This window comes from Bacillus sp. X1(2014) (genome assembly GCF_007678255.1).
Window position 1 is genome coordinate 184,025 of the sequence record NZ_VEED01000005.1, and the last position, 24,807, is coordinate 208,831.

Here is a 24,807-nt window from a genome sequence, read left to right on the forward strand (position 1 = left end):
ATAGTAACGAAAACGCTTACAAACTTTCGTGAAAAAGGGGGAAAGGGAATGAAAATTAGCAAGTGGTTACCTGCTGTGGCCGCATCTCTACTGTTGATATCTGGCTGCAGCTCAACAAGTTCAGGTTCTTCCAGCTCCAAAGGTAAGGTTGAAATTTCAATCTATGCAAATAACCAAGGCGGGACAGAATATTTAAACTATCTGCAAAACGATGTCATTAAAGGATTTGAAGCGAAGAATCCGAACATTAAAGTCAAGCTTGTTAAAAACTCCGATCCCGAAGGCTTGGCTAAACAGCAGTTAGCTGCAGGAGGCGGACCGGATGTCGTTAACTTAAATGGTCCAACTTCCGCTCAGGATTTTGCGGCCGCAAACTATTTGCTCCCTTTAGATGAGTATGCCAAGAAATATAAGTGGGCGGATCGTTATTATCCGTGGGCCTATCAAACCGTTCAAGCAAATGGGAAGCAGGTTGCTCTGCCAGGTACTTATGAAACATTAGTAGTTTACTATAACAAAGATATGTTCAAGCAAAATGGCTGGGAAATTCCAACAAGCTATGATGAACTACTAACTCTTAGTAAAAAAATGGACGATAAGGGAGTTATCCCATTTGCGTTTGGAAGCTCTGACTTTAAAGCTGCCAATGAATGGTGGCTGTCCTTAGCCTTCAATGAAACCGTCGGGGCCGACGACTTTAAAAAGGTTTTAACGGGGGAAATACCTTGGAATAGTCCAGAAATGAAGGAAGCGATTACGAAATTAAACAACCTTTGGAAAGACGGTTATATAAACGATAAACAATCCCAAGCAATTACCCTTGATGATGCGACCACCCTGTTTATGAGTGGGAAAGCTGCGATGAAAATGGAAGGGACTTGGATGTTATCTACACTAAAGGGAAGTCCGCCGCCATTTGATTGGGATGTATTTACTATGCCTTCTTGGAAAGATGGAGTTGAGGCTAATCTGCCACTTGCCTTGGGTGCAGCCGTGGGTATTAACAAAAATTCTAAGCATCCAGATGAGACGGCCAAATTACTTGATTGGATGCACAGTAATGAAAATGCCGAAAAACTCCTGGAACTTGGTGGATTCCTGCCAATTAACGGCATGAAAGCAGGGAATCTGGAACCACATGTTCAAAAATCTTTTGATTTACTAAACGATGCAATGGCTAATAATCAAACTGGTTATGCTGCCTGGACGTATTGGCCGCCATCGGCTGAAACCTTTGCATGGAGTAATATTGAATCTGTGTGGTTAGGCCAGATTGATGTTGATACGTATTTGGAAAAGCTACAAAAAGAATTTGAAAAAGACAAAGAGAAGGGGAAATTATTCAAATTTAACTAGGAGGAATCTTTTCCTCCTCTTTTTTTCTTAATAGAAAGGAGGAACAACGAAAGTGAGTGCAGATTTAGCTGTTATGAAAGAGTCGATACACATACAAAAAAAGAATCGAAAAAACTGGAAAAAAGCCATCGTCCCTTGGCTGTTCCTTACACCAGCTATGCTGTTAATAATCCTGGTAGTAGCAGGTCCAACCATCGGCACTTTAATTCTGTCATTAACCGATTGGGATGGTATTCAGCCGCCCCAATTCATTGGTCTAGAAAACTACCAATCTCTCCTTTCAGATCCTAACTTCTTCGCGGCGTTAGGGAATAACTTTAAGTGGATGGCACTTTTTTGTACTGTTCCGATTATTTTTGCGTTAATCATTGCCTATATGGTTAGTAAAGTAAAACGGGGACAAATGTTTTACCGTTCGACGTTTTTTCTTCCCCAAATCGTTTCAACCGTGGTTAGTGCGAAAGTATGGGCATGGATATACAACCCATTTTTTGGGATTAACACACTGTTAACTAAATGGGGCTTTCATAATGTGCCCATGTGGTTAGGAGATCCGGCGATTGCCTTGCTTTCCGTTGCATTAGTGGATGGATGGAGATATTGGGGTTTCTTGATGGTTCTTATCTTAACGGCCCTACATCAAACGGATAAAAGTTTGGAAGAAGCGGCAATCGTCGAAGGTGCCAATAAAGTTCAGATTTTCTGGTATGTCATCCTTCCGCAATTACGTCCGACACTGATGTTAATTCTGATGTTAACGATGATTTGGTCGTTTGCTGCGTTTGATTATGTGTTCGTTATGACCAATGGCGGTCCAGGGAATGCAACGGAATTAATCAGCACCTACATGTATAAGGAAGCTCTGCAAAATCAAGCACCTGGTTATGCTAGCTCGATTGCTTTAGCCATGGCTGTACTGAGCGGGATTATCATCGCTATTTTCGGAATATTGAAAAAGAAAGGTTGGGATATGTAATGAAAAATAAACCTTTTGAGGTTGTTTCCCGCCACTTCTTCCTATTTTGTGTTTTTCTCTTTGCTGTAGGTCCGCTCATGCTGTTATTCATGAATGCCTTTAAGCCAAAGGAAGAGTTTTTAACGAGTCCGTTTGGCCTGCCTTCAAAAATAACTTTTGAGAATATGATGGCCGCATGGACGGAAGGGCAGTATGGGCAGGCCTTTATTAATAGTTTACTAGTGGGACTGGCCACCATCATCATTGTTTGTATCAGTGGTGGATTTGCGGCCTATGCCTTATCTAAATATGAATTTAAAGGGCAAAGTGCGATTATGGCGTTCTTACTGCTAACCATGTCTGTACCAATGGGATTATTTCTCGTTCCATTATTCTATGTGTGGCAAAATTTACACCTCATGGATTCCTTGTTTGGTTTGATTATCATCTATAGCGGCATCTTCCTACCGTTTAATATCTTCTTGCTAAGGTCCTTTTTTATCGGAATTCCAAAGGAACTCCTCGAAAGTGCGAGGGTAGATGGCTGTAACGAGTTTCAAGTTTTTATGAAATTAATGGTTCCATTATCAAAGCCTGTATTTTTAACGGTGGCTTTATTGGTTGGACTTTGGACTTGGAATGAATTTTTCTTTGCAAATGCGTTTATTCAGTCGGATGAGTTACGAACCGTTTCAACGAAGTATTTAGCGTTTGTCGGTAGTTTTAGTTCGGATTGGAGCAAGGTTTCAGCAGCTGGTCTAATTTCTACTCTGCCGATGGTCATTCTTTACCTATTCTTACAGCGTCAATTTATTGAAGGTCTAACTGAAGGTAGTATTAAAGGTTAATAGGGAGGAATTAATATGAGTCAAATAAATGTAAATCAGATTACAAATGTAAAAAAGGGCAGTCGTATTCCATCGGATTATATTGAAAAGGTGTACGCTGGATGGCTTGGTAAGGTCATTGGGGTCCGTCATGGTGGGAATGTTGAAGGCTGGACTTATGAGCGCCTTGAAAGAACGTATGGGGTGATCACTGGGTATTTACATGAATTTAAGAATTTTGCAGCTGATGATGATACGAACGGTCCGATGTTCTTTTTACGAGCGCTCGAAGATTTTACTCATACTAGTGAAATTACGGCTGAACAAATGGGATTAACTCTCTTGAATTACGCTCCTGATGGGCATGGCTTCTTTTGGTGGGGCGGGTACGGAAAATCGACAGAACATACCGCCTACCTCAATTTAAAAAATGGAATCACAGCCCCTCGTTCTGGATCCATTGAACAAAATGGTCATGCGGTGGCAGAGCAAATTGGCGGTCAAATTTTCATCGATGTCTGGGGACTTGTGGCTCCTGGAAATCCACAGCTAGCAGCAGAGTATGCCGGTAAAATGGCGAGTGTCACCCATGATGGCAACGGAAAATACGGCGGAGAGTTTATAGCTGCTTGTATAGCGCAAGCTTTTGTGGAAAAAGATATTGAAAAAATCATTGAAGCCGGTTTGTCGGTGATTCCAGCGGATAGCGAATATTCTCGGATGACCAGGGATGTGATTCGGTTTTACAAAGAGAATCACTCCGGTTGGCGTGATTGCTTTAAGTTTGTTCAAGCGAATTATGGCTATGACCGTTATCCAGGTGTCTGCCATATTATTCCGAACTCAGCTGTTATTGTCCTTTCCCTTTTATATGGCGAAGGTGATTTCAGCCAATCAATCAACATTTGTAATATGTGCGGCTGGGATACAGATTGCAATGTAGCGAATGTAGGGACGATTATTGGTGTTCGAAATGGAATCGGGGGAATTGATGCGAGTTGGAGAAAACCAATTAACGATTTTCTTTGTTGTTCAAGTGTAATAGGGTCGCTTAATATAGTAGATATTCCGTGGTGTGCGACCTATATTTCTAAGTTGGGCTATTTGATTGCCGGGGAAGAGCCGCCGGGTGAATGGGCAGAAATCTTGGAAGGAAAGGCACCGCGTTTTCATTTTGAATATCCAGGTTCTACGCATGCGTTCCGCTTGGAACATCATTCGAAGATGAATGTGCATATAACTGGTACGCTCCAAAATTCAGAGGAGTTCTCCGAAATCGGAACAAGATCTTTAAAAGTTGTTTTTGATAATGTTCAAGGTGGAGATGCATACCGTGTCTATCATAAAACCTATTACAAACCAGCTGACTTTAATGACAGCCGCTACGATCCAAGCTTTTCACCGATTGTTTATCCTGGGCAATCATTGGAAGCAAAGGTACTTGTTCCTGAGGATCTAGGTATTAGTGTAAAGGCCCGTTTATATGTGAAGGATGGAAATAAAGGATCCTATTTTTACGGTGAAGAGAAAATTGTAGAGTTAGGTAAATTCTCTTCGCTTAAGTATAGTATCCCGGCATTAAAGGACGTTCATATTGAAGAGGCAGGGGTGGAATTCATACCCGTCGTCGACCGATATTACACGGGCAGTTTAATTGCTTATCTCGATTCACTCGATTTTTCAGGAAAGCCTGAATATGAGATTAATTTTAATAATGAACGAATGGAGCATTGGACCCCGCTTCATTTAGAGGTAAGTCAATTTACCTATCTTCGTGGTATCTGGAGTTTGGAGGATGGTGAATTAAGCGGCAGTTACTACGGTGAGCCTGCTGAATGTTATACCGGTGATCGCGAGTGGCAGGACTATCAATTCTCGGCAGAAGTAAAGCCGAAGCTTGGCGAACATCATAATATTCAATTCCGTGTCCAAGGCGGGATACGTTCTTATGCTGTTGGACTTGCACCGAATCATGAAATAGTTTTATACAAAAATGACAACGGGTACCGTTCGTTAGCATCAACCAGTTACCTATGGGATGACCAGCAGTCCTACCGATTGATGGTTGAAGCAAAAGATAATCACTTCATCGTTTCCGTTAATGGCGATAAGGTGATCGAGTATACAGATAATGATAACCCTTATTTATTTGGCCAAGTTGGGTTCTCTAACTTTAACAGAAGCCATACCCATTATGCAGGTTTTTGGGTGAAGGGTTTGTAGGAATGAAAGGGAAAGAGACCTGTGTTTCAGAGGGTCTCTTTCCCTGTTAATTCGATATAAGCGTGATGAGAGCTATACCGGGTGTATCTTTTTAAAATGGGGCGGATAACAATGAATATTCTTGTCGTTGGAAGTATAAATATGGATATTGTTAATCGAGTTGCAAAGCACCCTCTTCCAGGTGAAACGATTAAAGGACAGGGGACGGTTTACTCACCAGGAGGAAAAGGTGCCAATCAGGCGGTGGCTGCTGCATTAGCAGGCGGTCAAGTGACGATGCTGGGTGCAGTTGGGAAGGATCCGTTTAGTTTGGAGCTTGTCACTTCGTTAGAAAAAATGAACGTGGATACGAGTGAAATTATCAAAAAAGACGGAACATCAGGAATGGCCTTTATTACGGTCGAACAGTCTGGAGAAAATACGATTATATTATCGGAAGGATCTAATGGGAAGCTTTCGATAAAGGATGTAGAGGAACGATTACACTTATTAGATGAAGCAGATGTACTTTTGCTGCAAAATGAAATTCCATTTGAAACAACTTTTTTTGTCCTAAAAGAAGCAGCGTTACGGCGGATCCAAACGTATGTTAATCCGGCACCTGCTTTGGAGATCCCAATTGATGCTTTTCCTTTGATTGATGTTCTAATTTTAAATGAGACTGAGATTGAAATGGTTACAGGCATCCGTATTGACAAGAAAGAGACAGAAGAGCAAGCGATCAATTTTCTGATGAACCATGGGGTAAAGGCAGTCATTTTAACTCTCGGCGAGCAGGGCTCGCACTATTATTCCCGGAGTGAATCAAGGATCTCAACACCCGGGTTTAAGGTGAACGCGGTTGATACAACAGCTGCTGGAGACACGTTTATCGGTTCTTTTGCGGCAGCTAAAACTTTTGGTAAGGATACAAAGGAGGCACTTTTGTTTGCCACTGCTGCCTCTGCTATTGCGGTTACAAGGGAAGGCGCCCAGATTTCGATTCCATTGAAAGAAGAAATTGAGAAGTTTCTTGAATTGAATACAACTGAGTTACTTTAATAACCGTGAGGGGAAAAGGAACTAACTTTTTAGTTCCTTTTCTTTCGGCAGAAAGGGGGAGATGAAGTGTTTCCATTATCAAGTTTCAATTTTGTATTTGGATGCTCCGTCGCCATCATCGTTGGATTTTTGCCGCTCTTTTTAATTGGTAAAGGGTTTACCAACACAGAGGTGGGGATTATTTTCTCGACGGGTCCCTTTATTTCCCTAATTGCTCAGCCAATCTGGGGGTTTATCTGTGATAAAAGAAAAAGCGCTAAATCAGTGCTGCTTATTCTGCTCATTGTTTCCTTGTTATTAAGTTGGGGATTATTTATGTCTGGTAGTTTCGTCATGAATATTGCGTTAATGACGGGGTTCATGTTTTTTCTGTCTCCTGTTGGCCCGGTAACAGATAGTATGACGTTCTCATTTGCTAAGCAAAGAGGAAGATCATATGGTTCCATCCGGTTATGGTCATCGGCAGGATTTGCGGTTTCATCCATCGGAATCGGGTTGTTGTTGGAAAAGGTTGGGCTTATTTATTTAGACCTATCTTATTATACTTTAATCATCCTTGCCATCATCGCCTTATTATTTGTTCAGGATACCAAGCTGAACTCAGTACCGTTGAATAAAAGTTCGCTTAAAAAATTATTCAAAAACAAAGAGTTTGTTATTTTTTTGGCGGTGGCCGCGTTGGCAGGAATCCCACATAGGCTCAATGATAGTATCTTAGGACTCTATTTGAATGACCTCGGTGCAACCAAGGGACAAATTGGAAGCGCTTGGATGTTTGCTTCGTTGAGTGAGGTACCTATTTTTGCGATTTCGGTCTTCTTATTTAGAAAATATCATCCAATGTTTCTGATTACGATTGCCTCAGTATTGTATACCCTGCGCTGGGTTGCTTATGGCTATTTTAAAGATCCAACGATTATTAGTATTTTACAACTAACCCAAGGTGTCACGTTTGCTCTCTTTTTTGTGGCATCGATGGAGTATATCGGCTTAATTGTTTCAGATGAAGTAAAAGCTACTTCGCAAACTACTTTCGCTGCTGTTTTTGGAGGAATCGGAGGGATCATTGGAAGCCTCGCTGGAGGGATGCTCTTGGATCAACTTGCCCCTAATCTTGTTTATTTCGCGAGTAGTCTTATTTCGCTCTTTTCCATTATTATAGCTGCCACCATTTTAGCTGGAGTAATGAAACAGAAAAAGCTGGCTCCATCTTAAGCCCAATAGAGGTAGTTAGTTAAGAGCTGACTACCTCTGTTATTCTATAAGGAGATCGTTTTTCTTCATAAACTACCTTAAGCAGGTTATTTTCACAAAACATTAAGCACTTTGGGGAAATTGTTCTTTGTCTGTTTTTTTAAATAATATTCTTCTTAACAAAGGTATGGACCAGCGATCTAAACCAATTCTTCCAGCATTTATTCCAGCGATCAAAATAAACATTCCTAGTAAAACCATTTGAGGATTTGTACTGGTTGTTCCAGAGAACATATAAGCAAAGTTCATAGTAAGACCCATAAGTATGGAAAATGACGTGAAAATACCCAAGATTAATCCGAGACCTACTAAAAATTCCCCCCAAGGCACTAATATATTAAAAAGATCGACATATGGTAATGCTACCTCTTTTAAAAAACTTCCCCACCAAGGTTGAACAGCAGGGTGTTCACCAGACATATTTTTTATTGCTCCAAACATAAAGCCGCTGGCATCAAATTTTCCACTAGAGATTTTTCCCCAACCAGCATTTAACCACTGCCAACCAAGATAGAGACGAAGAATTGTAAGCAGCGGTGATGCGTAACGGTTTTCCTTTAAAAATCGAATAAACATAATAACCTCCTCTAAATAATTGATAACGATTATCATTGATAACGATTATCATTATCGTTTAAACGAATGTCTTAGTCAACAAGTTAAAAGTACTAAGTTTTTTCGATAGGATAGATCAATATCCCTATTAATGGATTTGACTCGAATGTATTTGCAAAATAAATATCAAAACAGCTAATCGTTCACCTTAAAAAAATGTAAAATAAGGAAGTGATTCATGGGTAAAAATAAATTAATGAAAGGGGGATGTGTATGGAGTTATCAATTAACTGGAAAGGGAAAATGGCTTTTTCGGGGGTCACCCCAACCGGGCATGAATTTATTATGGATGCAGCACCAGAAGTTGGCGGGGAGAATTCTGGTCCAAGGCCGACGGAACTGCTGCTAGAGGCTGTTGCTGGCTGCACGGGGATTGATATTATTTCGATCCTGCACAAAATGCGCCTTGAGCCTTCCGCATTTCAAATGGATGTCAAAGGAGAACGGGCCGAGGAGCATCCGAAGCGCTTTACGACCATTAATATTCATTATGCGTTAGACGGAGAGCTGCCTGAAGATAAGGTGGTCCGAGCGATACAAATGTCGAAAGACAAATACTGTTCCGTCTCTCATTCCTTGAATGCAGAAATCACCGTAAGCTATTCGATTAATGGGGTTAAAGGGGAAAAGGCGATATAACATAAAATAAGAAGTAACAGTTACTTGGTTGTTACTTCTTATTTATGATAATTAATTACCGATTATCCGTAATCAACATATACCGCAATACCGCAGCAAGCCCTGCGCCATGCTTGAATTCTCCTTTTTCAATTAAGGTCTTTACTTCTTGCATCGTCAATTTATGTAATTCAATTTGTTCACTGGTTTCCAGCCGTTGCTCCGTAGCGTTAAGGCCAGTAGCTGCAAATAAATAAATTTCCTCGCTTGTAGAGCCAGGTGACGGATAAAAACTGCCTAACTCGAGCCAATAGTCAGCTGTATTACCGGTCTCTTCTTCCAATTCTTTTTTCGCCGTCTCGATGGGAGCGTCGCTTTCGTTGTCAATCATTCCAGCGGGCAGTTCCCATTCCCAGCTTTTAAGCGCATGGCGATATTGTTTTAGGCAAATGATTTCCTTATCCGCCGTGATAGGAAGGATACAGACGCCCTTTGCAAAATCTAAATAGGAAAAGTTCCTTTCCTCCCCGTTTGGGACAATGACCTTTTCAATCACTACCCCAAAACGGTCCACTTGTTCTTTCCTCGAACTACTAATCTTCCAAACCATCTTCCTTCATCCCAACCTTTCATTGACATAAACCTATTGTACACTCTTTTTTCTAATTGGCTAATTCTAGCCCGTGCGGATAATTATCCCATTATTTGTAAACGCTAGTAGAGACATATGTTTTTTAAGGGGGGAACGTACAACAGGTGAATCGAATACCTCCGTTTCGAAGGCAAAGATCCTATCTTTCCCAATTTACAACAGGACAATTGCATTTAAAGAATCCATGGATTGCCGCTTTTTTTTCGTTCTCCTATCCGGGATTTGGACATATCATGCTGCATCGCTACATGGTTGGCTATATTCTTATTCTTTGGGAGACCTTTATTAATGAAAAAGCGAAAGTAAACCTTGGAATTTTATATACCTTAATTGGCGATTTTGAAAAGGCTAAGGATGTTCTGGATAATCGGTGGTTAATTCTCTATCTGGCAATGTACATGTTTGGTATTTGGGATAGCTATCGGACAGCCGTTGATCTCAATAAGCAATATGTCTTGGCCGACCGCGAAGATGCGCCTATCTTAAACATAAAAATGGGAACATGGGATACGAACTTTTTAGATAAACGAAAACCTGCCAATGCGTTGATCTGGTCCGCTTTATTTCCTGGTCTTGGTCATCTCTATCTCCATCATGTCATTACGGGGTTCTTTATTTTTGTTTATGCCGTGGCGATCACGTATTTGGGGCATATTCCACATGCCATCCATGCCTCGATGACTGGTAATTTTGCTCATGCCAAAGAAATAATAGATATGCAATGGGCTTTGTATTTTCCTTCGATCTACTTTTTCATTATTTATGATTCTTATGCTTCTACCGTAGAACATAACAAATTGTGTGAAAAAGAAATGTCAAAATATCTGCGGCAAAGATATCAAAGTAAAGACTTTATTTTTCCTCTATAGAAAGTGAGTGTTAATCAAGTGTATGTCATTGCCACTTTCGAGAATTCCTTATTTATTGAGTTAGCTATCTCTGAGATGGAACAAAAGGGGATACCTAAAGAAAAGATTCTAGCTGCCCCGCTCGATAAACGTTCGGAGCCCAGGCAGTTGTTTGATACGCTTCATCGAGCGGATGGTTTAAGCCTATTTGACGGTGCTGCAATGCTGGGGACTTGTTTCATGCTGCTCGGTGCCATTTACGGGTATGTCCTTAAATGGGGCCCGATTATCTGGGGAATTATTGGTGCGGTCAGCGGGTTACTTTTAGGGTTTTTAATCAAAATGCTCCTTGTCAAAAATAAGCAGCGAGGGGCGAAGAGCATCACAGCGGAAATTGTTTTAATGATTCGCTGTGAAGAACATCAATGGGAAACGATTGAAAAGATTTTATGGGAAAATACTGCTTTGGGTATAACCAGAATAAATAATGGGATCAGCCCTACGCTTAGCAAAAGTTAAGGTGCAAAGGCACAAATTTTTTTCCTTTTCTTGATCATTTGTCAAGAAAGTGAATTTTTTAGCACAAAGTAATCCAGTTTTCGGCATATTCCGAAAAACGCTTTAGGATTAATTGTCATAAGCATCATGAAGATGGTATAAAGTGTCGATATTTGATGGCGAAAACTAGTTACTTGTAGGCGCTTTCAATTGATAAACTTTTAAGTACATAGTTCAAATATTAAGGAGTTCAGTGATGATGACTAACGACGATCTTTTTGTACAAATCGAAAATTTGAGAAATAATATGATAAGAGTGGGGCTATCGAAAGGTTTAAATTCAGTGGAAACTGTAAAACTAAGCGAAAGACTTGATAAGTTAATTAACTTACAAATGGGGTTATTTACAAAGATTTCTGCTTGAATGCATAATGGATTTAGCCGATAAAATAGGATGCCACTATTATCATCGCGTAAAAAAAGCGTACAAGTCCTCTGTAGAGGTCTTATACGCTTTTTTTACTGAAAGCTGAAAGCTGCTAATACGGGTAGCCTCCATATGGATAGGCAGTTGGATAGGTTACAGGTGTTGGATATGGATATGGGGCTGGATAAGGTGTTGGGTATGATACTGGATAGGGATATGGGTAAGCCCCTCCAGACAAGGCACCGGCAGTTAGACCTCCGATCAATCCGCCGACGAATGGTGAGCCATAGCCACCGTGAAAACCTCCATGAAACCCGCCATGGTGTCCACCGTGGTAGACATCAGGATGTCCACCGTGGTGCCCTTCGTGATGTCCATCCATTCCACCATGTCCACCATGTCCGCCCATTCCACCGTGACCACCATGTCCGCCATGATGGCCGCCGTCGTGAAATCCTCCCATCATAATACATACATCTCCTTTTTAGTTATTAACATATGATTGTTGAGGGTAACCTTGGAATTTAGAATGATTACCAGTAGTACTGTATGCATGATATTCGTCTAATGAATGGGCGCTGCATGAATTTCATGTCTGTTAAGATTCAATCACTATCCTATTTCTTGCTATACTAATAGGTAAATAATGTGAATGAGGGAGGGGTTTTAGTGTATGAAAATAAAGGTCATCATTGCGGATGATAACTCATTTATTCGAGAGGGTCTGAAAATTATTTTATCTACTTACGAGGAATTTGCCGTGCTCGACACCGTGAGTGATGGGAAGAAGGCAGTCGATTACTGTCTAGCCCATGAAGTCGATCTTGCCTTGCTCGATGTACGCATGCCCAATATGAACGGCGTGGAAGCAACGAAGCTGATAGCTGAGCAAACAAGCACCAAGCCGATTATTTTAACGACCTTTGATGATGATGAGTTTATTCTTGAGGCCATCAAAAATGGGGCCAAAGGCTATTTGTTAAAAAATAATGACCCTGAACAAATCCGGGAAGCGATGAAGAGTATATTCCACGGAAACAGCATTCTTCAGGATGTCATTTTTGAAAAAATAAAGGCCAATTTGTCGCCCGCTAATAATGCTGCTGAAACAAAAATCGACCTCACACAGTTTACCGAACGAGAACGTGATATCCTGTCATTGATTGCGAAGGGATATTCCAATAAAGCCATCTCCAAAGAATTATTTATCTCAGAAGGGACAGTCGCGAATTACATTACATCTATTTTAGGAAAGACAGGTCTAGAGCACCGAACCCAAATCGCGATTTACTACCTCACCGGGAAAGTCGATTAAGATGGAGATTTGGATTATTTTAACGAAGACGATCTTGCTTGTGTATATCGCGATTCAATGTGCACAAGCAAATGTCAGCCATATCTCCTGGGTGGTCCTTGCGTTTTTGGTTTATTTTTGCGCCAATATTACCATTTATATTTTAAAAAATGCCACGATGCAAAGGGGCCTGTTTGTCCTGTCCATTGGTATTTTGACTGTTGCCTATCTATGTGTAAATCCTTTGTTTAGCTTGCTGCTGCCACTTACGATTGTCGAGCTGGCGGCCAGTTTTACAGACAAGAAACTTACCTTTTTGTTGCTATCCTTGCTTCCAATCCTATATATAAAGGCATCGCTGCAGCCGATATACGGCTTAGCGGCTGGTGTTTCTTTTATGATTTTTTCAATCACATCCATTTATGGAGAGAAATTGATGAAAAATGAAGTTCAAATCGATTCGATGAGAAAACAGCTCCAGAAACTAACCAAACATATTCATGAAAATAGCGAATACATAAGGCAAACAGAATACACTGTTAAATTAGAGGAGCGCAATCGCATTTCACAAGAAATCCATGATAAAATTGGCCACTCGATGACGGGTGCTCTTTTTCAAATGGAAGCGGCAAAACGGCTGGTAAAGACAGATCAACATAAAGCAATCGAGCTCCTCCAAAATGCCATCAATATTTCCAAAGATGGGATTGAAAACATCCGCCTGACCTTAAAAAATATGAAACCTCCGACAGAACAAGTGGGAATTCACCGCCTGAAGCTGTTGATTGATGATTTTAACGCCAAACAGCCAATCAAAACCGTCCTTACCCATGAAGGCAATCTAGATATTATTACACCGATTCAATGGAAAATCCTCCATGAAAATGCCACGGAGGCATTGACGAACGCCATGAAATATTCTCATGCCACACAAGTGTCAGTCGATCTAAAGGTCCTAAATAAGATGATTCGAGTTGAAGTAAAGGATAATGGGACGGGAACGGAGATCATCAAAAAAGGTCTAGGCATTATTGGGATGGAAGAGCGGACGGCCGCTGTCAATGGAAAGATCATTGTTGACAGCACCCATGGATTCTCCGTCACCACGCTTCTGCCTTTGGGTCCATCCCGCATTAACGGGCAGTAAGGTCCCCTAACTGCCCGTAAAAGCCCGATTGGTTCAGCTAACAATCAGTGGGGATGGGAAAACTCCCCACTGATTGAAGTTTCACCTTATGAACATCTCACGTTAACAATATGAATATTCTCATATGAAAGGAATGAACGATTGCACTTATGCGCGTTCATTCTTTTTCTATATACTGGAAGCAGATAAACGAATTAGGGGTGAGAGGATGAACGTTTTAGAAATTAAGAACTTAACGAAAAAATTCGCCGACTTTATTGCGGTTGATAATATGAGTTTAACTGTGGCTGAAGGTGAGATCTTTGGGTTTCTTGGTGCCAATGGGGCTGGGAAAAGTACGACGATAAATATGATTGCGGGCCTGCTCCGCTGCAATGACGGAACGATAAATATTCTTGGTAAAAATAGTGCTAAATACAGCCGCTTTGCCAAAATGAATATTGGCATGGTCCCGCAGGATTTGGCGATCTATGAGGACATGACCGCTTATGAAAACGTGAAATTTTTTGCTGGACTTTACGGCCTGCGCGGTACCGAACTAAATGGGAGAGTCGAGGAGGCCCTTGAATTCGTCGGCCTCCAGGATAAACATAAAAGCTATCCAAAAAGTTTCTCAGGCGGGATGAAACGGCGACTAAATATCGCATGTGCGATTGCCCACCGCCCGAAGTTGATTATTATGGATGAACCAACGGTCGGGATTGACCCTCAATCCAGGAACTATATTCTAACCTCGGTTCGCAAGTTAAATGAAATGGGCTGTACGATCATTTACACGAGCCACTATATGGAGGAAGTCGAGGAAATCTGTTCACGTATCGCCATCATTGATCATGGGAAAATCATTGCCGAAGGTACGAAGGAGCAGTTGAAGTCGATTATTACCAATACGAAGGATGTTTGGATTGAGGTCAAATCATCTGAAAAAGTGAACCTAGCGGCGATTAAAAGCATTCATGGCGTTGAAGCTGTTTCCGTCGATGAAAACATGATTAAAATCAACTCCGATACCGGGGTCAATAACTTAAACAAAATCATTGAACACTTTATGAGCAGCCAGATTGAAATCCGCTCCTTACTAGAAAAGGCTCCTAACCTGGAGACGGTATTTTTAACATTAACAGGCAGAAATTTGCGTGACCAATAAGGGGGGGTTACTTTGAATATACTCAACATCGCATGGAAGGGAATTAAAACAGATTTCAGGGACACCCGAACGTTGTTTTTCATGTTAGCTTTTCCGATTGTATTAATGCTCGTCCTCGGAACAGCTTTGTCGAACACATTTACGACCAGTCTCCCTGTCGATGATATCGATATTTTATATAAAGATACAACGAAGGGTGAGTTTTTTCCTCATTTTATTAACGAGGTCGAAAAATCGGGTCTTCATTTTAAAAAAGCAACCGGCACAACTGATGGCGAAAACGAAGTAAAGCAAGGTACCTATGCTGGCTACGTGGAAGTAACCGATCAAGGAATTCAGCTCTATGTCAATAATGGGACCAGTATCGAAGGGAATATCCTTCAAGGCATGCTTGCTTCGTTTGTCGATCAATACAATATCGCATCCGAAATTATTAAAGTGGCACCGGAAAAGCTGGAGAGTGCTTTTACACGTGAGAAGCCGGCTGATTATATCAAGGAGAACTCCCTGCTTCCCGATCAACAGCCCGGTTCGATGGATTATTATGCGATTGTGATCACAACAATGATTATTCTGTACGGGGCGATGTCGGCCAGCTCGTTAATTGTGAGCGAACGTGTACGAAAGACGGGTGACCGGCTAATCGCTTCACCGGTTCTAAAGAGTGAAATTTTCATAGGAAAAGTGCTCGGGAGTCTTGTCAGTAACAGCATTTGTATCGTTTTGGTCATCCTTTTTAGCAAACTCTTTTTCAAAGCCAATTGGGGCGATCATTTAGGCTTGGTCTTCCTGGTGCTCCTGACAGAAGTGGTGTTTGCAGTCAGCATGGGAATTGGCGTCAGTTTCTTGGCAAAAACGAGTGCGGGTCCAAAAGTGATTATCATGTTATTTGCTCAATTAGCGTCCTTTTTTGGCGGAGCCTATTTTAAAATTGAGAATCCCGAGGGTATTTTTAAAATAATTACCGATCTCTCACCGCTGACTTGGATGAATACAGCGTTGACAAAGATTATTTATACGAATGATTTTGAGGCGGCCATTCCGGCACTCACCATCAATCTAACCGGGGCGCTGCTATTCTTGCTCGTAGCGATCGTCTCATTGCAACGACGGGAGGGATTATAATGAAGGATATCCTTTGGTTAATTCAGAACACACTCCGTGTAACGTTTCGGAAAAAGAAAAACATTATAATGTACCTGTGTATGCCGTTAATTGGGATCTTCATTGCCCTGCTCGTCTATGGCGGTGATCAAAAGACGATCCTGCATGTCGGGATTGTTAATGAGGATCAAAGTGAGATTACTTCCGACACCATCGACTTTTTAAAGGGTTTAGAGAATGTGGAAATTTCGACAATTTCGACAGGGCAGGTCCAGGATAAAATCTCTTCTGGGAAATTAGATAGTGTGATTACCTTTGAAAAAGGGTATGCAGACAGCGTCTTAGAGGGGAAGCCTGATCATATCGAACTGACCTCCATCAAGGGGGCGGCCATTACCGCATACGTAAAATCTTATTTACATCAGTATATCGATAATATTGCGACAATTAGTTATGTTGCGGGCGGGAATCAACAAACGTTTGAGCAGATGTATAGCGATTTTCAGCAAACGAACTATAAGCTCACGACTCATTCTCTAGAAGACGCTTCGAAAAATAAGAACATGACCAACCAAACAATTGGCTTCTTGATCATGATCATGTTAATGTCAGCAGGGAATATGGCGGAGATCATTCTGTTGGAAAAAGAAAGCCGCACCTATTTTCGATTATTATCGACACCGATTAATGCGCGGAAATACATCTTCTCAAATATTGTGGTCAACATGATTGTGATGGCGATCCAGGTGTTTATTACGTTAACCATCATGAAAGGGATTTTTCATATTGGCATGAACATGTCGTTTTGGTCCGCAGCCTTTGTGATGTTACTGTTTTCATTAATATCAGTCGGGATCTCGTTGGTGATTGTTTCTTTTTCCAACAACCGTAGTGCCGCTGCTGCCCTGCAAAATTTAATTATCACTCCGACCGTAATGCTTTCCGGCTGTTTCTGGCCGGTGGAAGTGATGCCAAAATCCTTACAAAAAATTGCCGATTTCCTGCCGCAGCGATGGACTTTGGATACGTTAACAAAGCTGCAGGAAGGAAATGCGATGAGCGGCTTGTATATGAATTTCATCATCCTATTTGCCTTTGCTGCCGCATTTTTCTTGATTGCCATTTATCGGTTCAGCCGAAATCATACGACACAGAATTTTGTCTAGTTATATTAAAATGTGACCGTTCAAAAGGAGACACAGAAAAAGTCTCTTAAAATTAGATTATGTTCAACAGGTTCTTATTTTTGGGTGAAATTTAAAAAAGGTATAATTCCTCATTATAAAGAAGGATTATACCTTTTTTTCTGTATAATTTTAGGTGCCAATTTTAAATAGGTCAGTGCTATGGTTAAAATCAGCAATGATTTACAGCTCATATTTGGCTAATTATGATTTTTCCACTTATCGGGAATGGAAGACACTTTCATTTCCCGTTCGGAAGATTTTTTCCTCTCATCGGGTAATGGAAGACACTATCATTTCCCGTTCGCCTGATTTTCTCCACTTATCGGGAAATGGAGGACACTTTCATTTCCCGTTCGCCTGATTTTTTGCACTTATCGGGAAATGGAGGACACTTTCATTTCCCGTTCGCCTGATTTTTCCACTTATCAGGAAATGGAAGACACTTGCATTTACCGCTCGGAAGATTTTTTCCTCTCAACGGGTAATGGAAGACACTTTCATTTCCCGTTCGGAAGATTTTTTCCTCTCATCGGGTAATGGAAGACACTTTCATTTCCCGTACGGACCTTTTTTTCCTCTTATCAGTAAATGGTGCACCTTTTCTTTTACAACCTCAAATGGGCGTTTTTTTGTTTCCTTTTGATATTATAAACAAAAATAGAAAAAGTTGGAATAGACGAAAAAAGTATATAGCAACAAGGAGGCACAAGGTATTTAATTCATTGATAATAATGATTCCGTGTTTATCAAAATAAAAAGGTATGGATGACAAATAAAAATTCATAAAAAACCACGAAGCCTGTATTCTTCGAGTTTTTTTTCGACCCTTTCCATGAATTTTCTACATAACATTACAAATTCATTACATTTTCCCCAATTCCATTGTTATTATTCTGTTAGAAAATTAAACTATAAATATATTAAAACGGAAAAATTTTCTTTTAGAAAAGGTGAGAATGGAATGAAACGGAAACTTTTAATATATTCGGTATCGATCGCTCTATTAACTTCGGTCTTTCAAGCAACCCCGACTTTTGCAAGTCCAACTGTAACTCAAGAACAAATCAATAATACAAAAGTCAAAATAACTGAAACACAAAATCAGATTGAAGACATAGAAAATAAGATTCAACAACTAGACGACCGAATCGTCATGGGTATGGAGAAAAGCAAACAATTAAACAATGATATTAAAGTGCAACAAGGTCAAATCGTAAAAACTAAGGCAGACATTGAAAAAGCAAAGAAAGACTTAGAAACGAATAAAACATACTATACTGCTAGACTAAAAACCATGCAAGAGCAAGGCCAGCAGTCGATGATTACCTACGCAGAGTTTATCCTTTCGTCAGATAGTTTTTCCCAATTACTAACTCGCTCAACTGCTATTATGCAAATTCTTGATAGTAATACAGATATCATGAAGGCTTTAGCTAAAAAAGAAGAAAAACTACTAGGTGCGGAACAAAAGTTAGAGAACGAATTAGGCCAATTAAAAAAGAGCCAGGAAGACTTAGCTTCTAAACAAAAGCAGATTGAAGCGGATAAGGCAGAAATTAAAACCGTATTAGCAGAGTCAAAAAATACCTTAAAGCAACAACAAACGCAACTTGCTAGTCAACAAACACTAAAAAATGCTCAAGATAAAGCGCGTCAAGAAGCACAAGCACGAGCACAACAAGAATCGCAAGAAAGGGCTGCAGCCCAAGAAAGAGCACGTCAAGCTGCGGAAGAAAGTCCAGAGCAACAAGCTCCAAAAAGTCCAAGTCAACCGGAACAAGAATCTCCGGCCAAAAAACCAGTAAAATCCGATGATACACCGAAAGAAACACCGAAAGAAACAGTGACTAATTCAGGAGATGCTGATGAGTTAATCGCATATGCTAAACAATTTTTGGGTGTTAAATACGTTTGGGGCGGGACAACACCAAACGGGTTTGACTGTTCAGGATTCACTCAATACGTGTTCCGTCATATTGGGATTTCCCTTCCAAGGGTCTCCCGTGACCAACAGGATGTTGGAACCAGTATTTCACCGTATAATGTACAAAAAGGTGATTTGGTCTTTAGAGGAAACCCAGCCCACCATGTTGGCATCTATATCGGAGGCGGCAAATATATCCACGCACCACAAACAGGTGATGTTGTAAAAATTGCTGCGTATAACCCATCTAGATTTACAACTGCAGCAAGAGTATTGCATTAAGAATATAGATTTGAAGAACAAGGCTTGGAGGAAAACTCCAAGCTTTTTTTGTATTTTTGGGGAAGATAATCACATAGATTAGAAAAGGTGAGAAGAACATTTTTCTAAGAAGGTGTTTAAGATAACCACAACCGAGGAAATTGCTGCAATCCTTGCCAGTTTGGATCATCCCCTTGCCCCATATTGGCTAAATAACGACCTAATCAAAAGGACAATCGCGACTAGTTATGATTATTGGGTAGAAGATACAGAAATTCCGATGTCATTGGCCGACTTTGTGAACCAGTATCTTGCACATGCCGAATATCTTGGCGGAATTTTTTCAAACATACATGATCCCAGCTGATGGCAGCTGGGATTTTTTTGGGTGTCAGGCACTACTCACCACTGCCGTTCAAAAGTTCGCCATAACATTTCAAACAAAGTGTGAACTTGTCACTATACCCATGTTGTTTAATCGAAATAAGGAATATAGTGTAAGCATAAAGAACAAATAAATTTTGAAAGGCGGAATCATTTATGTTTAATAAATTTTTAAGAGAAAATAAAATTGCAGCGGCTATCTTAACTGTCTTACGATTATACCTTGGCTATTCTTGGTTCACAGCAGGTTTTGGAAAATTAACTGGAGGCGGCTTTGATGCTTCTGGATTCTTAAAAGGAGCGATTGCCAACCCAGTAAAAGGTCCAGATGGTGCGGTTGTATTTGGCTGGTATGTAGACTTCTTAAAACACTTTGCACTGCCTAACGTGGATGTGTTCAATGTTATTGTTCCTTGGGGCGAAACTTTAATCGGTTTAGGATTGATCTTAGGCTGCTTAACAACTACAGCAATGTTCTTTGGTCTAGTGATGAACTTCAGCTTCTTCTTAGCAGGTACTGTATCTCACAACCCAAGAGACATTTTCCTTGGCTTCATCATTCTAACAGCTGGTTACAACGCTGGTAGAATCGGTTTAGACCGCTGGGTGGTTCCATTCTTCAAAAAGACTAGCAAAAAAGGTACTGGGCATGAAAAAGCAAAGGCAAGTGCATAAATATTTTGTAAAAAAAAGACGATTCGGGCTTCAATCCGAATCGTCTTTTGATTTAATTTAAGGGGGATGGCATTAGTTAATTATCGTGAACAATGGGCTGGTCAAATAGATCGGAATTAACTGAGGTTGTTGCACTTGAGCCGTTAAAGGTTGTGATATGAACCCCTGTATTTGAAGAACCTGAGCCATGTGAACTTTTCACGGCGCTTTTAGGAGAAATAAACAAGGAATTGCCAAATTGAACAATCCCGCCACTGACTGTATCAATTTTCACTGGAATTGGAAACTTTGACATAAAAGAACATCCTTTACATTTTAATATTTTACTATATGCAAGCATCCTAATCTTTGTTCGTACGACCACTAATAGAGGCTGTTCATCAGTTCGCCATAACATTTCAAACATCCTGTGAACTTGTCACTATACCCATGTTGTTTATTTAAAAAAAGGAATATAGTGTAAGCATAAAGAACAAATAAATTTTGAAAGGCGGAATCATTTATGTTTAATAAATTTTTAAGAGAAAATAAAATTGCGGCAGCCATCTTAACTGTCTTACGATTATACCTTGGTTATTCTTGGTTCACAGCAGGTTTTGGAAAATTAACTGGAGGCGGCTTTGATGCTTCTGGATTCTTAAAAGGAGCGATTGCCAACCCAGTAAAAGGTCCAGACGGCGCGGTTGTATTTGGCTGGTATGTAGACTTCTTAAAACACTTTGCACTGCCTAACGTGGATGTGTTCAATGTTATTGTTCCTTGGGGCGAAACTTTAATCGGTTTAGGATTGATCTTAGGATGCTTAACAACTACAGCGATGTTCTTTGGGCTAGTGATGAACTTCAGCTTCTTCTTAGCAGGTACTGTATCTCATAACCCTAGAGATATTTTCCTTGGCTTCATCATTCTAACAGCTGGTTACAATGCTGGTAGAATCGGTTTGGATCGCTGGGTGGTTCCATTCATTACTAAAATGAGCAAAAAAGGCACTGGTCACGAAAAAGTAAAAGCTTAAGTTTAAGAAAAGCAGAAGCGGCTCGAGGGCTCAACTTCTGCTTTTCTTTTTAGCTAAAATAATCATCCTCAATGAACGGGGAAAAACCGTCTAAAATAGCATGTCTATCGGTTACATCAGAATGGATAAATTGAAATACTTCTTCGATAGCTGCCTCTATTTGTTCCTTTGGTAATCGGTGTACATTAGAGGAAGGTCTAAAATATAGGTACATGGGAAACCCGCCATCGTTTGTGGGGAGTTTATAAGGGATATTTAGTCTTCTTGCTTCCAATCGTTCGTAAAAATTTATCCGCCGTAACTGTTGTTCTTTCGTGTCTCCATCCTCTTCAGGTATTTCCACTTCTACAAACGCCCCGATAAATCCATCTTGCTTTGATTGAAGAATTTTTTGGAAAAAGAGGCTTCCATAACCAGCATTCCGGAATTGCTGATCGATTGCCATATAATCAAGCCAGATCGCTGGTAAGTGCTCAAATTCATAAATTAAGGCATAGCCAATGATTTCTTCTTTTTGCTTTGCCCAGAGGAGTTTGTATTTCTCGTTAGCTAAAAGCAATTGAAAATGCGAGTAATCTTTTATTTCATTTGCTGGAAAGTCGGCCGATAATCGTTGATAGACGTCTTTTAGCTCACTTCGATTGCCTTCTGATATTTCAATTTCATTGTTTTCCATTTCGGTTGCCTGCCTTTATTTTTTTTACATTAAAATTTATTTTTAGATTCTGTTCAAAATTACCTTTTGTTCCATATGCTTTAGGATAAGGGGTGAATGTTATGTCAACTGAACCGTTTGATATCGAGACATTAAAGCACATAAGGAACAAACTTGATTATATTTACTATATCGCAAAAAGCAATTACAACGACAACCCTGAATTAATGGACACGATTGAAAATTTAGCCCAAGTTTCAAAAATGTTTACAAATATAAAAATTCAAGAGCTAAGCAAGCAAGTTGAAACACCTAGCCCTCAGGGATACATTCTCTCCAAACTAGCGAACTCCTACTCTAGAATGAAAGCATATGAAAAACAAAAAGAAGCGGATTTCCCAACTTGGAAGGATTGAAAGGAGAGAGGTGCTTCATGCACTTCTCTCTATTTTTTCACTGATGCCTGACACCATTTGGTGAATTTTCCAAAATTATTTAGTAAAACTAATATTTTCTTAGAATCAGGTCGTTTGTCGTAGTATAATAGTTTTTATGAGTCTATTCGACATTTAAGCTATTATTTTAGGAGGAAAAATGAAGAAAGTTGTCATCTCTGTTTTGTCCCTGTTTATTTTTGTTTTAGTTCACCCCTCGCTTATGAGCGCCGCGGGAACGACCTATCCCCAAGTAAATGATTATATCATTTCTAAGAAACTAGTCCCCGCGAAAGTAGAAGATCAGTACAAAAGCATTTTTACAAAATTTACGTATCGGAATGGGTATGGTGAGGTTGAGGGCGTTGTCGCCCATGAAACAGCCAACAGTAGCTCGACGATTACCGGTGAAATTGCCTATATGGCCCGAAACCATCGAAATGCCTTTGTTCATGCGTTCGCGGATGGTTCGCGTGTCATTGAAATCCATAACCCGAATTATGGGGCCTGGGGTGCAGGATATTATGCAAACCAACGATTTGTACATATTGAATTGGTCAGAGAGAAGTCCTTTGACAAATTTGCACGTTCGATCAATAACTATGGGAATTACATTGCATCTGTACTCTATGATTATAATTTACCTTTAAAAAGTGCCGAAAAAACTGGGGAAGGCACCCTCTGGTCGCATGCTGCGGTCACTAAGTATCTTGGCGCCACAACTCACGGCGACCCACATGCTTATTTTAAAAAGTGGGGCTACAGCTGGGATCAATTTGTTCAGTTAGTGACGATGAAATATAAAGCTCTCCCTGATAAAACGGAGAATACGAATCGTTTAGCGCAAATCCCAAGCAGCAAGGTATTGATTTATAAAGATTATAAAAATACAGCATCCGCTTCTCCAGCAGGAGAAACGTATACAAATCAAACGTATTATATTAAAAAATTAGCCTTTGTAAGCGGTCAAACATATTATCTGCTAAGTGAGCAGGCTAGTAGTGTAAACGGAGTAATCGGCTGGGCTAAAGCTTCTGATTTACTTACCTATCCAGAATCAAGTCTAAAGTCAACGTCAAAAACGTTGTATTTTACTGGTAAAGGTGCCGCTTATAGCAAAGCCTGGGGTATGAAGAAAGATGTCGTCTATTCTTCTCTATCTATATATAAAGATCAAGAATTTAAGGTGAATGCAACTGAAACCGTTGGAAATATGGTTTGGTACCTTGGGAATTTGGACGGAAAAACTGTCTGGCTCTATTCGAGCAGAGTGGCACCAAAAGTGGAGGGGGCGACAAGCAGGTTAGGGCAGATTAAAAATAGTGCTGTCAAAATTTATAAAACGGTCGGCACCGAAACCGGAGCGTTTCCAGCCGGATCCACTTACACTGGAACCGTCTATTACATTAAGAAACAAGCAGCCATCAACGATCAAACCTATTATTTAATTAGTACACAGCCTAGTAGTGTATCCGGTGTAATCGGCTGGGTAAAATCCTCCGATTTGACTAATTATTCTCATACTACTTATGACAAAAATGCAAAAACGATGTATTTAACGGGGAAAGGCAGCGTTTATAGCAAGCCATGGGGCAATACGAAGGATATTGTTTTTAAAGATCTTTCGAAAAATAAGAACCAAGAATTTAAGATCAATTTAACAGAAAAAGTTGGCAATAACACTTGGTACCGCGGAAGTTTTGCCGGTAAAACGGTATGGATTCATAGCGCCTACCTGAATAAAACGCTGGAAAGTGCGGCAAGCCGTTTAGGCAATATCAAAAAAACCAGCGTCAAGATTTATAGAAATTTAGGTTCGAGTTCGTACTTTAAGGCGGGTTCTGTCTATACCAATAAGGTTTACTATATTAAAAGAAAAGGTAACCTAAACGGTCAAACCTATTATTTAATTAGTAAAAGTTCAACCGGTGCAAACACCATCGGCTGGGTAAAATCCTCCGATATTTCTGATATTAGTTATGCAGTGGTAAGTCAAAAAGCCCAAACCATGACTCTTAAAGGAGCAGGCAGCGCCTATAGCACAGCCTGGGGCGGAAAGAAAGACGTCGTTTATAAGAAACTTTCCCCCTACAAAAACAAGAAATTCACAGCTGAGCTCACCGCACAGGTAGGAAGCACAAACTGGTACTGTGGGAAATTGGCGGGTAAGACAGTTTGGTTGATGCAGTAGGTATCTGAGAAGTTGTTGATATGTGGGAGCGCTTTTCGGTACCAAGAAGTGAGCTTTAAAGGTAAAAGGGGCTAA

At 40.3% G+C, this 24,807-nt stretch carries 26 protein-coding genes; 21 read left to right on the top strand and 5 right to left on the bottom strand.

The window, feature by feature from the left end; all coding sequences use genetic code 11:
• Positions 1-48 precede the first annotated feature (48 nt).
• The 6 genes from FS608_RS12430 (at position 49) to FS608_RS12455 (ending at position 7,617) form a co-directional block, all read left to right on the top strand.
• Positions 49-1,356: an ABC transporter substrate-binding protein gene (locus tag FS608_RS12430; RefSeq protein ID WP_186328700.1), complete on the top strand. Its 1,308-nt coding sequence runs from the start codon at positions 49-51 to the stop codon at positions 1,354-1,356.
• Between the two features lie 52 nt (positions 1,357-1,408).
• Complete coding sequence (locus FS608_RS12435; protein WP_260871658.1) at positions 1,409-2,332, top strand: carbohydrate ABC transporter permease; 924 nt, start codon at positions 1,409-1,411, stop codon at positions 2,330-2,332.
• A complete protein-coding gene (locus FS608_RS12440) occupies positions 2,332-3,159 on the top strand; it encodes a carbohydrate ABC transporter permease (protein ID WP_144550404.1) in 828 nt (275 codons plus the stop codon). The genes FS608_RS12435 and FS608_RS12440 overlap by 1 nt, the downstream gene beginning before the upstream one ends.
• 15 nt (positions 3,160-3,174) lie before the next feature.
• A complete protein-coding gene (locus FS608_RS12445) occupies positions 3,175-5,361 on the top strand; it encodes an ADP-ribosylglycohydrolase family protein (RefSeq protein WP_144550406.1) in 2,187 nt (728 codons plus the stop codon).
• A gap of 111 nt (positions 5,362-5,472) precedes the next feature.
• Entirely contained in the window at positions 5,473-6,402 is a 930-nt protein-coding gene (rbsK, locus tag FS608_RS12450) for a ribokinase (protein WP_260871659.1), read from the top strand.
• A gap of 66 nt (positions 6,403-6,468) precedes the next feature.
• Positions 6,469-7,617, top strand: a complete 1,149-nt coding sequence (locus FS608_RS12455; protein ID WP_144550410.1) for an MFS transporter — start codon at positions 6,469-6,471, stop codon at positions 7,615-7,617.
• A gap of 102 nt (positions 7,618-7,719) precedes the next feature.
• Here FS608_RS12455 and FS608_RS12460 read toward each other — a convergent pair whose 3' ends face one another.
• The gene (locus tag FS608_RS12460) at positions 7,720-8,232 is read right to left on the bottom strand and encodes a DoxX family protein (RefSeq protein ID WP_144550412.1); all 513 of its coding nucleotides are present in this window, start codon (positions 8,230-8,232) and stop codon (positions 7,720-7,722) included.
• 252 nt (positions 8,233-8,484) lie between these two features.
• On the opposite strand from FS608_RS12460, the gene FS608_RS12465 reads away from it, so the two are divergent.
• Positions 8,485-8,910, top strand: coding sequence for an OsmC family protein (locus FS608_RS12465; protein ID WP_144550414.1), 426 nt, complete (start codon positions 8,485-8,487; stop codon positions 8,908-8,910).
• 55 nt (positions 8,911-8,965) lie between these two features.
• Here FS608_RS12465 and FS608_RS12470 read toward each other — a convergent pair whose 3' ends face one another.
• Positions 8,966-9,499 carry an NUDIX hydrolase gene (locus FS608_RS12470; RefSeq protein ID WP_144550416.1) on the bottom strand — a complete coding sequence of 178 codons (534 nt, stop codon included), beginning with the start codon at positions 9,497-9,499 and terminating at the stop codon, positions 8,966-8,968.
• A 146-nt stretch (positions 9,500-9,645) separates the two neighbouring features.
• On the opposite strand from FS608_RS12470, the gene FS608_RS12475 reads away from it, so the two are divergent.
• The 3 genes from FS608_RS12475 to FS608_RS12485 all read left to right on the top strand — a co-directional run bounded on the left by FS608_RS12475 (position 9,646) and on the right by FS608_RS12485 (position 11,311).
• On the top strand, positions 9,646-10,410 hold the full coding sequence (locus FS608_RS12475) for a hypothetical protein (RefSeq protein WP_144550418.1): 765 nt from the start codon (positions 9,646-9,648) through the stop codon (positions 10,408-10,410).
• A gap of 3 nt (positions 10,411-10,413) precedes the next feature.
• Positions 10,414-10,908: a SoxR reducing system RseC family protein gene (locus FS608_RS12480; RefSeq protein ID WP_260871660.1), complete on the top strand. Its 495-nt coding sequence runs from the start codon at positions 10,414-10,416 to the stop codon at positions 10,906-10,908.
• A 238-nt stretch (positions 10,909-11,146) separates the two neighbouring features.
• Positions 11,147-11,311 (top strand): aspartyl-phosphate phosphatase Spo0E family protein, encoded by a 165-nt coding sequence (locus FS608_RS12485; RefSeq protein WP_260871661.1) that lies wholly within the window; start codon positions 11,147-11,149, stop codon positions 11,309-11,311.
• A gap of 115 nt (positions 11,312-11,426) precedes the next feature.
• Here FS608_RS12485 and FS608_RS12490 read toward each other — a convergent pair whose 3' ends face one another.
• Entirely contained in the window at positions 11,427-11,780 is a 354-nt protein-coding gene (locus tag FS608_RS12490; protein WP_144550422.1) for a cobalt transporter, read from the bottom strand.
• 207 nt (positions 11,781-11,987) lie between these two features.
• Here FS608_RS12490 and FS608_RS12495 point away from each other — a divergent pair, with 207 nt between their 5' ends.
• The 8 genes from FS608_RS12495 (at position 11,988) to FS608_RS12530 (ending at position 20,437) form a co-directional block, all read left to right on the top strand.
• Positions 11,988-12,629, top strand: coding sequence for a response regulator (locus FS608_RS12495; RefSeq protein ID WP_144550424.1), 642 nt, complete (start codon positions 11,988-11,990; stop codon positions 12,627-12,629).
• Between the two features lies 1 nt (position 12,630).
• The gene (locus FS608_RS12500) at positions 12,631-13,755 is read left to right on the top strand and encodes a sensor histidine kinase (protein ID WP_144550426.1); all 1,125 of its coding nucleotides are present in this window, start codon (positions 12,631-12,633) and stop codon (positions 13,753-13,755) included.
• Positions 13,756-13,963: 208 nt separating this feature from the next.
• Positions 13,964-14,902: an ABC transporter ATP-binding protein gene (locus FS608_RS12505; protein WP_144550429.1), complete on the top strand. Its 939-nt coding sequence runs from the start codon at positions 13,964-13,966 to the stop codon at positions 14,900-14,902.
• Positions 14,903-14,914: 12 nt separating this feature from the next.
• On the top strand, positions 14,915-16,027 hold the full coding sequence (locus tag FS608_RS12510; RefSeq protein ID WP_144550431.1) for an ABC transporter permease: 1,113 nt from the start codon (positions 14,915-14,917) through the stop codon (positions 16,025-16,027).
• A complete protein-coding gene (locus FS608_RS12515; protein ID WP_144550433.1) occupies positions 16,027-17,172 on the top strand; it encodes an ABC transporter permease in 1,146 nt (381 codons plus the stop codon). Before FS608_RS12510 ends, FS608_RS12515 begins: the two co-directional genes overlap by 1 nt.
• Positions 17,173-18,154: 982 nt before the next feature.
• Positions 18,155-19,399: a C40 family peptidase gene (locus FS608_RS12520; RefSeq protein WP_222127340.1), complete on the top strand. Its 1,245-nt coding sequence runs from the start codon at positions 18,155-18,157 to the stop codon at positions 19,397-19,399.
• Positions 19,400-19,511: 112 nt separating this feature from the next.
• The gene (locus tag FS608_RS12525) at positions 19,512-19,745 is read left to right on the top strand and encodes a hypothetical protein (protein ID WP_144550435.1); all 234 of its coding nucleotides are present in this window, start codon (positions 19,512-19,514) and stop codon (positions 19,743-19,745) included.
• Positions 19,746-19,918: 173 nt separating this feature from the next.
• Entirely contained in the window at positions 19,919-20,437 is a 519-nt protein-coding gene (locus FS608_RS12530) for a DoxX family membrane protein (RefSeq protein ID WP_144550437.1), read from the top strand.
• 76 nt (positions 20,438-20,513) lie between these two features.
• On the opposite strand, the gene FS608_RS12535 is transcribed toward FS608_RS12530, so the two are convergent.
• Positions 20,514-20,732, bottom strand: coding sequence for a spore germination protein (locus FS608_RS12535; RefSeq protein WP_144550439.1), 219 nt, complete (start codon positions 20,730-20,732; stop codon positions 20,514-20,516).
• Positions 20,733-20,939: 207 nt separating this feature from the next.
• On the opposite strand from FS608_RS12535, the gene FS608_RS12540 reads away from it, so the two are divergent.
• Positions 20,940-21,452 (top strand): DoxX family membrane protein, encoded by a 513-nt coding sequence (locus FS608_RS12540; protein WP_144550441.1) that lies wholly within the window; start codon positions 20,940-20,942, stop codon positions 21,450-21,452.
• A gap of 49 nt (positions 21,453-21,501) precedes the next feature.
• Here FS608_RS12540 and FS608_RS12545 read toward each other — a convergent pair whose 3' ends face one another.
• A complete protein-coding gene (locus tag FS608_RS12545; protein ID WP_144550443.1) occupies positions 21,502-22,128 on the bottom strand; it encodes a GNAT family N-acetyltransferase in 627 nt (208 codons plus the stop codon).
• A 101-nt stretch (positions 22,129-22,229) separates the two neighbouring features.
• Between FS608_RS12545 and FS608_RS12550 the strand changes: the two genes are divergently transcribed.
• Entirely contained in the window at positions 22,230-22,523 is a 294-nt protein-coding gene (locus FS608_RS12550; RefSeq protein WP_144550445.1) for a hypothetical protein, read from the top strand.
• 178 nt (positions 22,524-22,701) lie between these two features.
• The gene (locus FS608_RS12555) at positions 22,702-24,732 is read left to right on the top strand and encodes a peptidoglycan recognition protein family protein (RefSeq protein WP_144550447.1); all 2,031 of its coding nucleotides are present in this window, start codon (positions 22,702-22,704) and stop codon (positions 24,730-24,732) included.
• Positions 24,733-24,807: the final 75 nt, after the last annotated feature.

Excerpts from the sequence above, each read along its gene's own strand:
- FS608_RS12540 (WP_144550441.1), top strand. The coding sequence starts at position 20,940 with ATGTTTAATAAATTTTTAAGAGAAAATAAAATTGCGGCAGCCATCTTA.
- rbsK (WP_260871659.1), top strand. The coding sequence starts at position 5,473 with ATGAATATTCTTGTCGTTGGAAGTATAAATATGGATATTGTTAATCGA.
- FS608_RS12495 (WP_144550424.1), top strand. The coding sequence starts at position 11,988 with ATGAAAATAAAGGTCATCATTGCGGATGATAACTCATTTATTCGAGAG.
- FS608_RS12535 (WP_144550439.1), bottom strand. The coding sequence starts at position 20,732 with ATGTCAAAGTTTCCAATTCCAGTGAAAATTGATACAGTCAGTGGCGGG.
- FS608_RS12470 (WP_144550416.1), bottom strand. The coding sequence starts at position 9,499 with ATGGTTTGGAAGATTAGTAGTTCGAGGAAAGAACAAGTGGACCGTTTT.
- FS608_RS12500 (WP_144550426.1), top strand. The coding sequence starts at position 12,631 with ATGGAGATTTGGATTATTTTAACGAAGACGATCTTGCTTGTGTATATC.
- FS608_RS12485 (WP_260871661.1), top strand. The coding sequence starts at position 11,147 with ATGACTAACGACGATCTTTTTGTACAAATCGAAAATTTGAGAAATAAT.
- FS608_RS12465 (WP_144550414.1), top strand. The coding sequence starts at position 8,485 with ATGGAGTTATCAATTAACTGGAAAGGGAAAATGGCTTTTTCGGGGGTC.
- FS608_RS12440 (WP_144550404.1), top strand. The coding sequence starts at position 2,332 with ATGAAAAATAAACCTTTTGAGGTTGTTTCCCGCCACTTCTTCCTATTT.
- FS608_RS12445 (WP_144550406.1), top strand. The coding sequence starts at position 3,175 with ATGAGTCAAATAAATGTAAATCAGATTACAAATGTAAAAAAGGGCAGT.
- FS608_RS12460 (WP_144550412.1), bottom strand. The coding sequence starts at position 8,232 with ATGTTTATTCGATTTTTAAAGGAAAACCGTTACGCATCACCGCTGCTT.
- FS608_RS12430 (WP_186328700.1), top strand. The coding sequence starts at position 49 with ATGAAAATTAGCAAGTGGTTACCTGCTGTGGCCGCATCTCTACTGTTG.
- FS608_RS12555 (WP_144550447.1), top strand. The coding sequence starts at position 22,702 with ATGAAGAAAGTTGTCATCTCTGTTTTGTCCCTGTTTATTTTTGTTTTA.
- FS608_RS12545 (WP_144550443.1), bottom strand. The coding sequence starts at position 22,128 with ATGGAAAACAATGAAATTGAAATATCAGAAGGCAATCGAAGTGAGCTA.
- FS608_RS12505 (WP_144550429.1), top strand. The coding sequence starts at position 13,964 with ATGAACGTTTTAGAAATTAAGAACTTAACGAAAAAATTCGCCGACTTT.
- FS608_RS12515 (WP_144550433.1), top strand. The coding sequence starts at position 16,027 with ATGAAGGATATCCTTTGGTTAATTCAGAACACACTCCGTGTAACGTTT.
- FS608_RS12550 (WP_144550445.1), top strand. The coding sequence starts at position 22,230 with ATGTCAACTGAACCGTTTGATATCGAGACATTAAAGCACATAAGGAAC.
- FS608_RS12520 (WP_222127340.1), top strand. The coding sequence starts at position 18,155 with ATGAAACGGAAACTTTTAATATATTCGGTATCGATCGCTCTATTAACT.
- FS608_RS12530 (WP_144550437.1), top strand. The coding sequence starts at position 19,919 with ATGTTTAATAAATTTTTAAGAGAAAATAAAATTGCAGCGGCTATCTTA.
- FS608_RS12490 (WP_144550422.1), bottom strand. The coding sequence starts at position 11,780 with ATGATGGGAGGATTTCACGACGGCGGCCATCATGGCGGACATGGTGGT.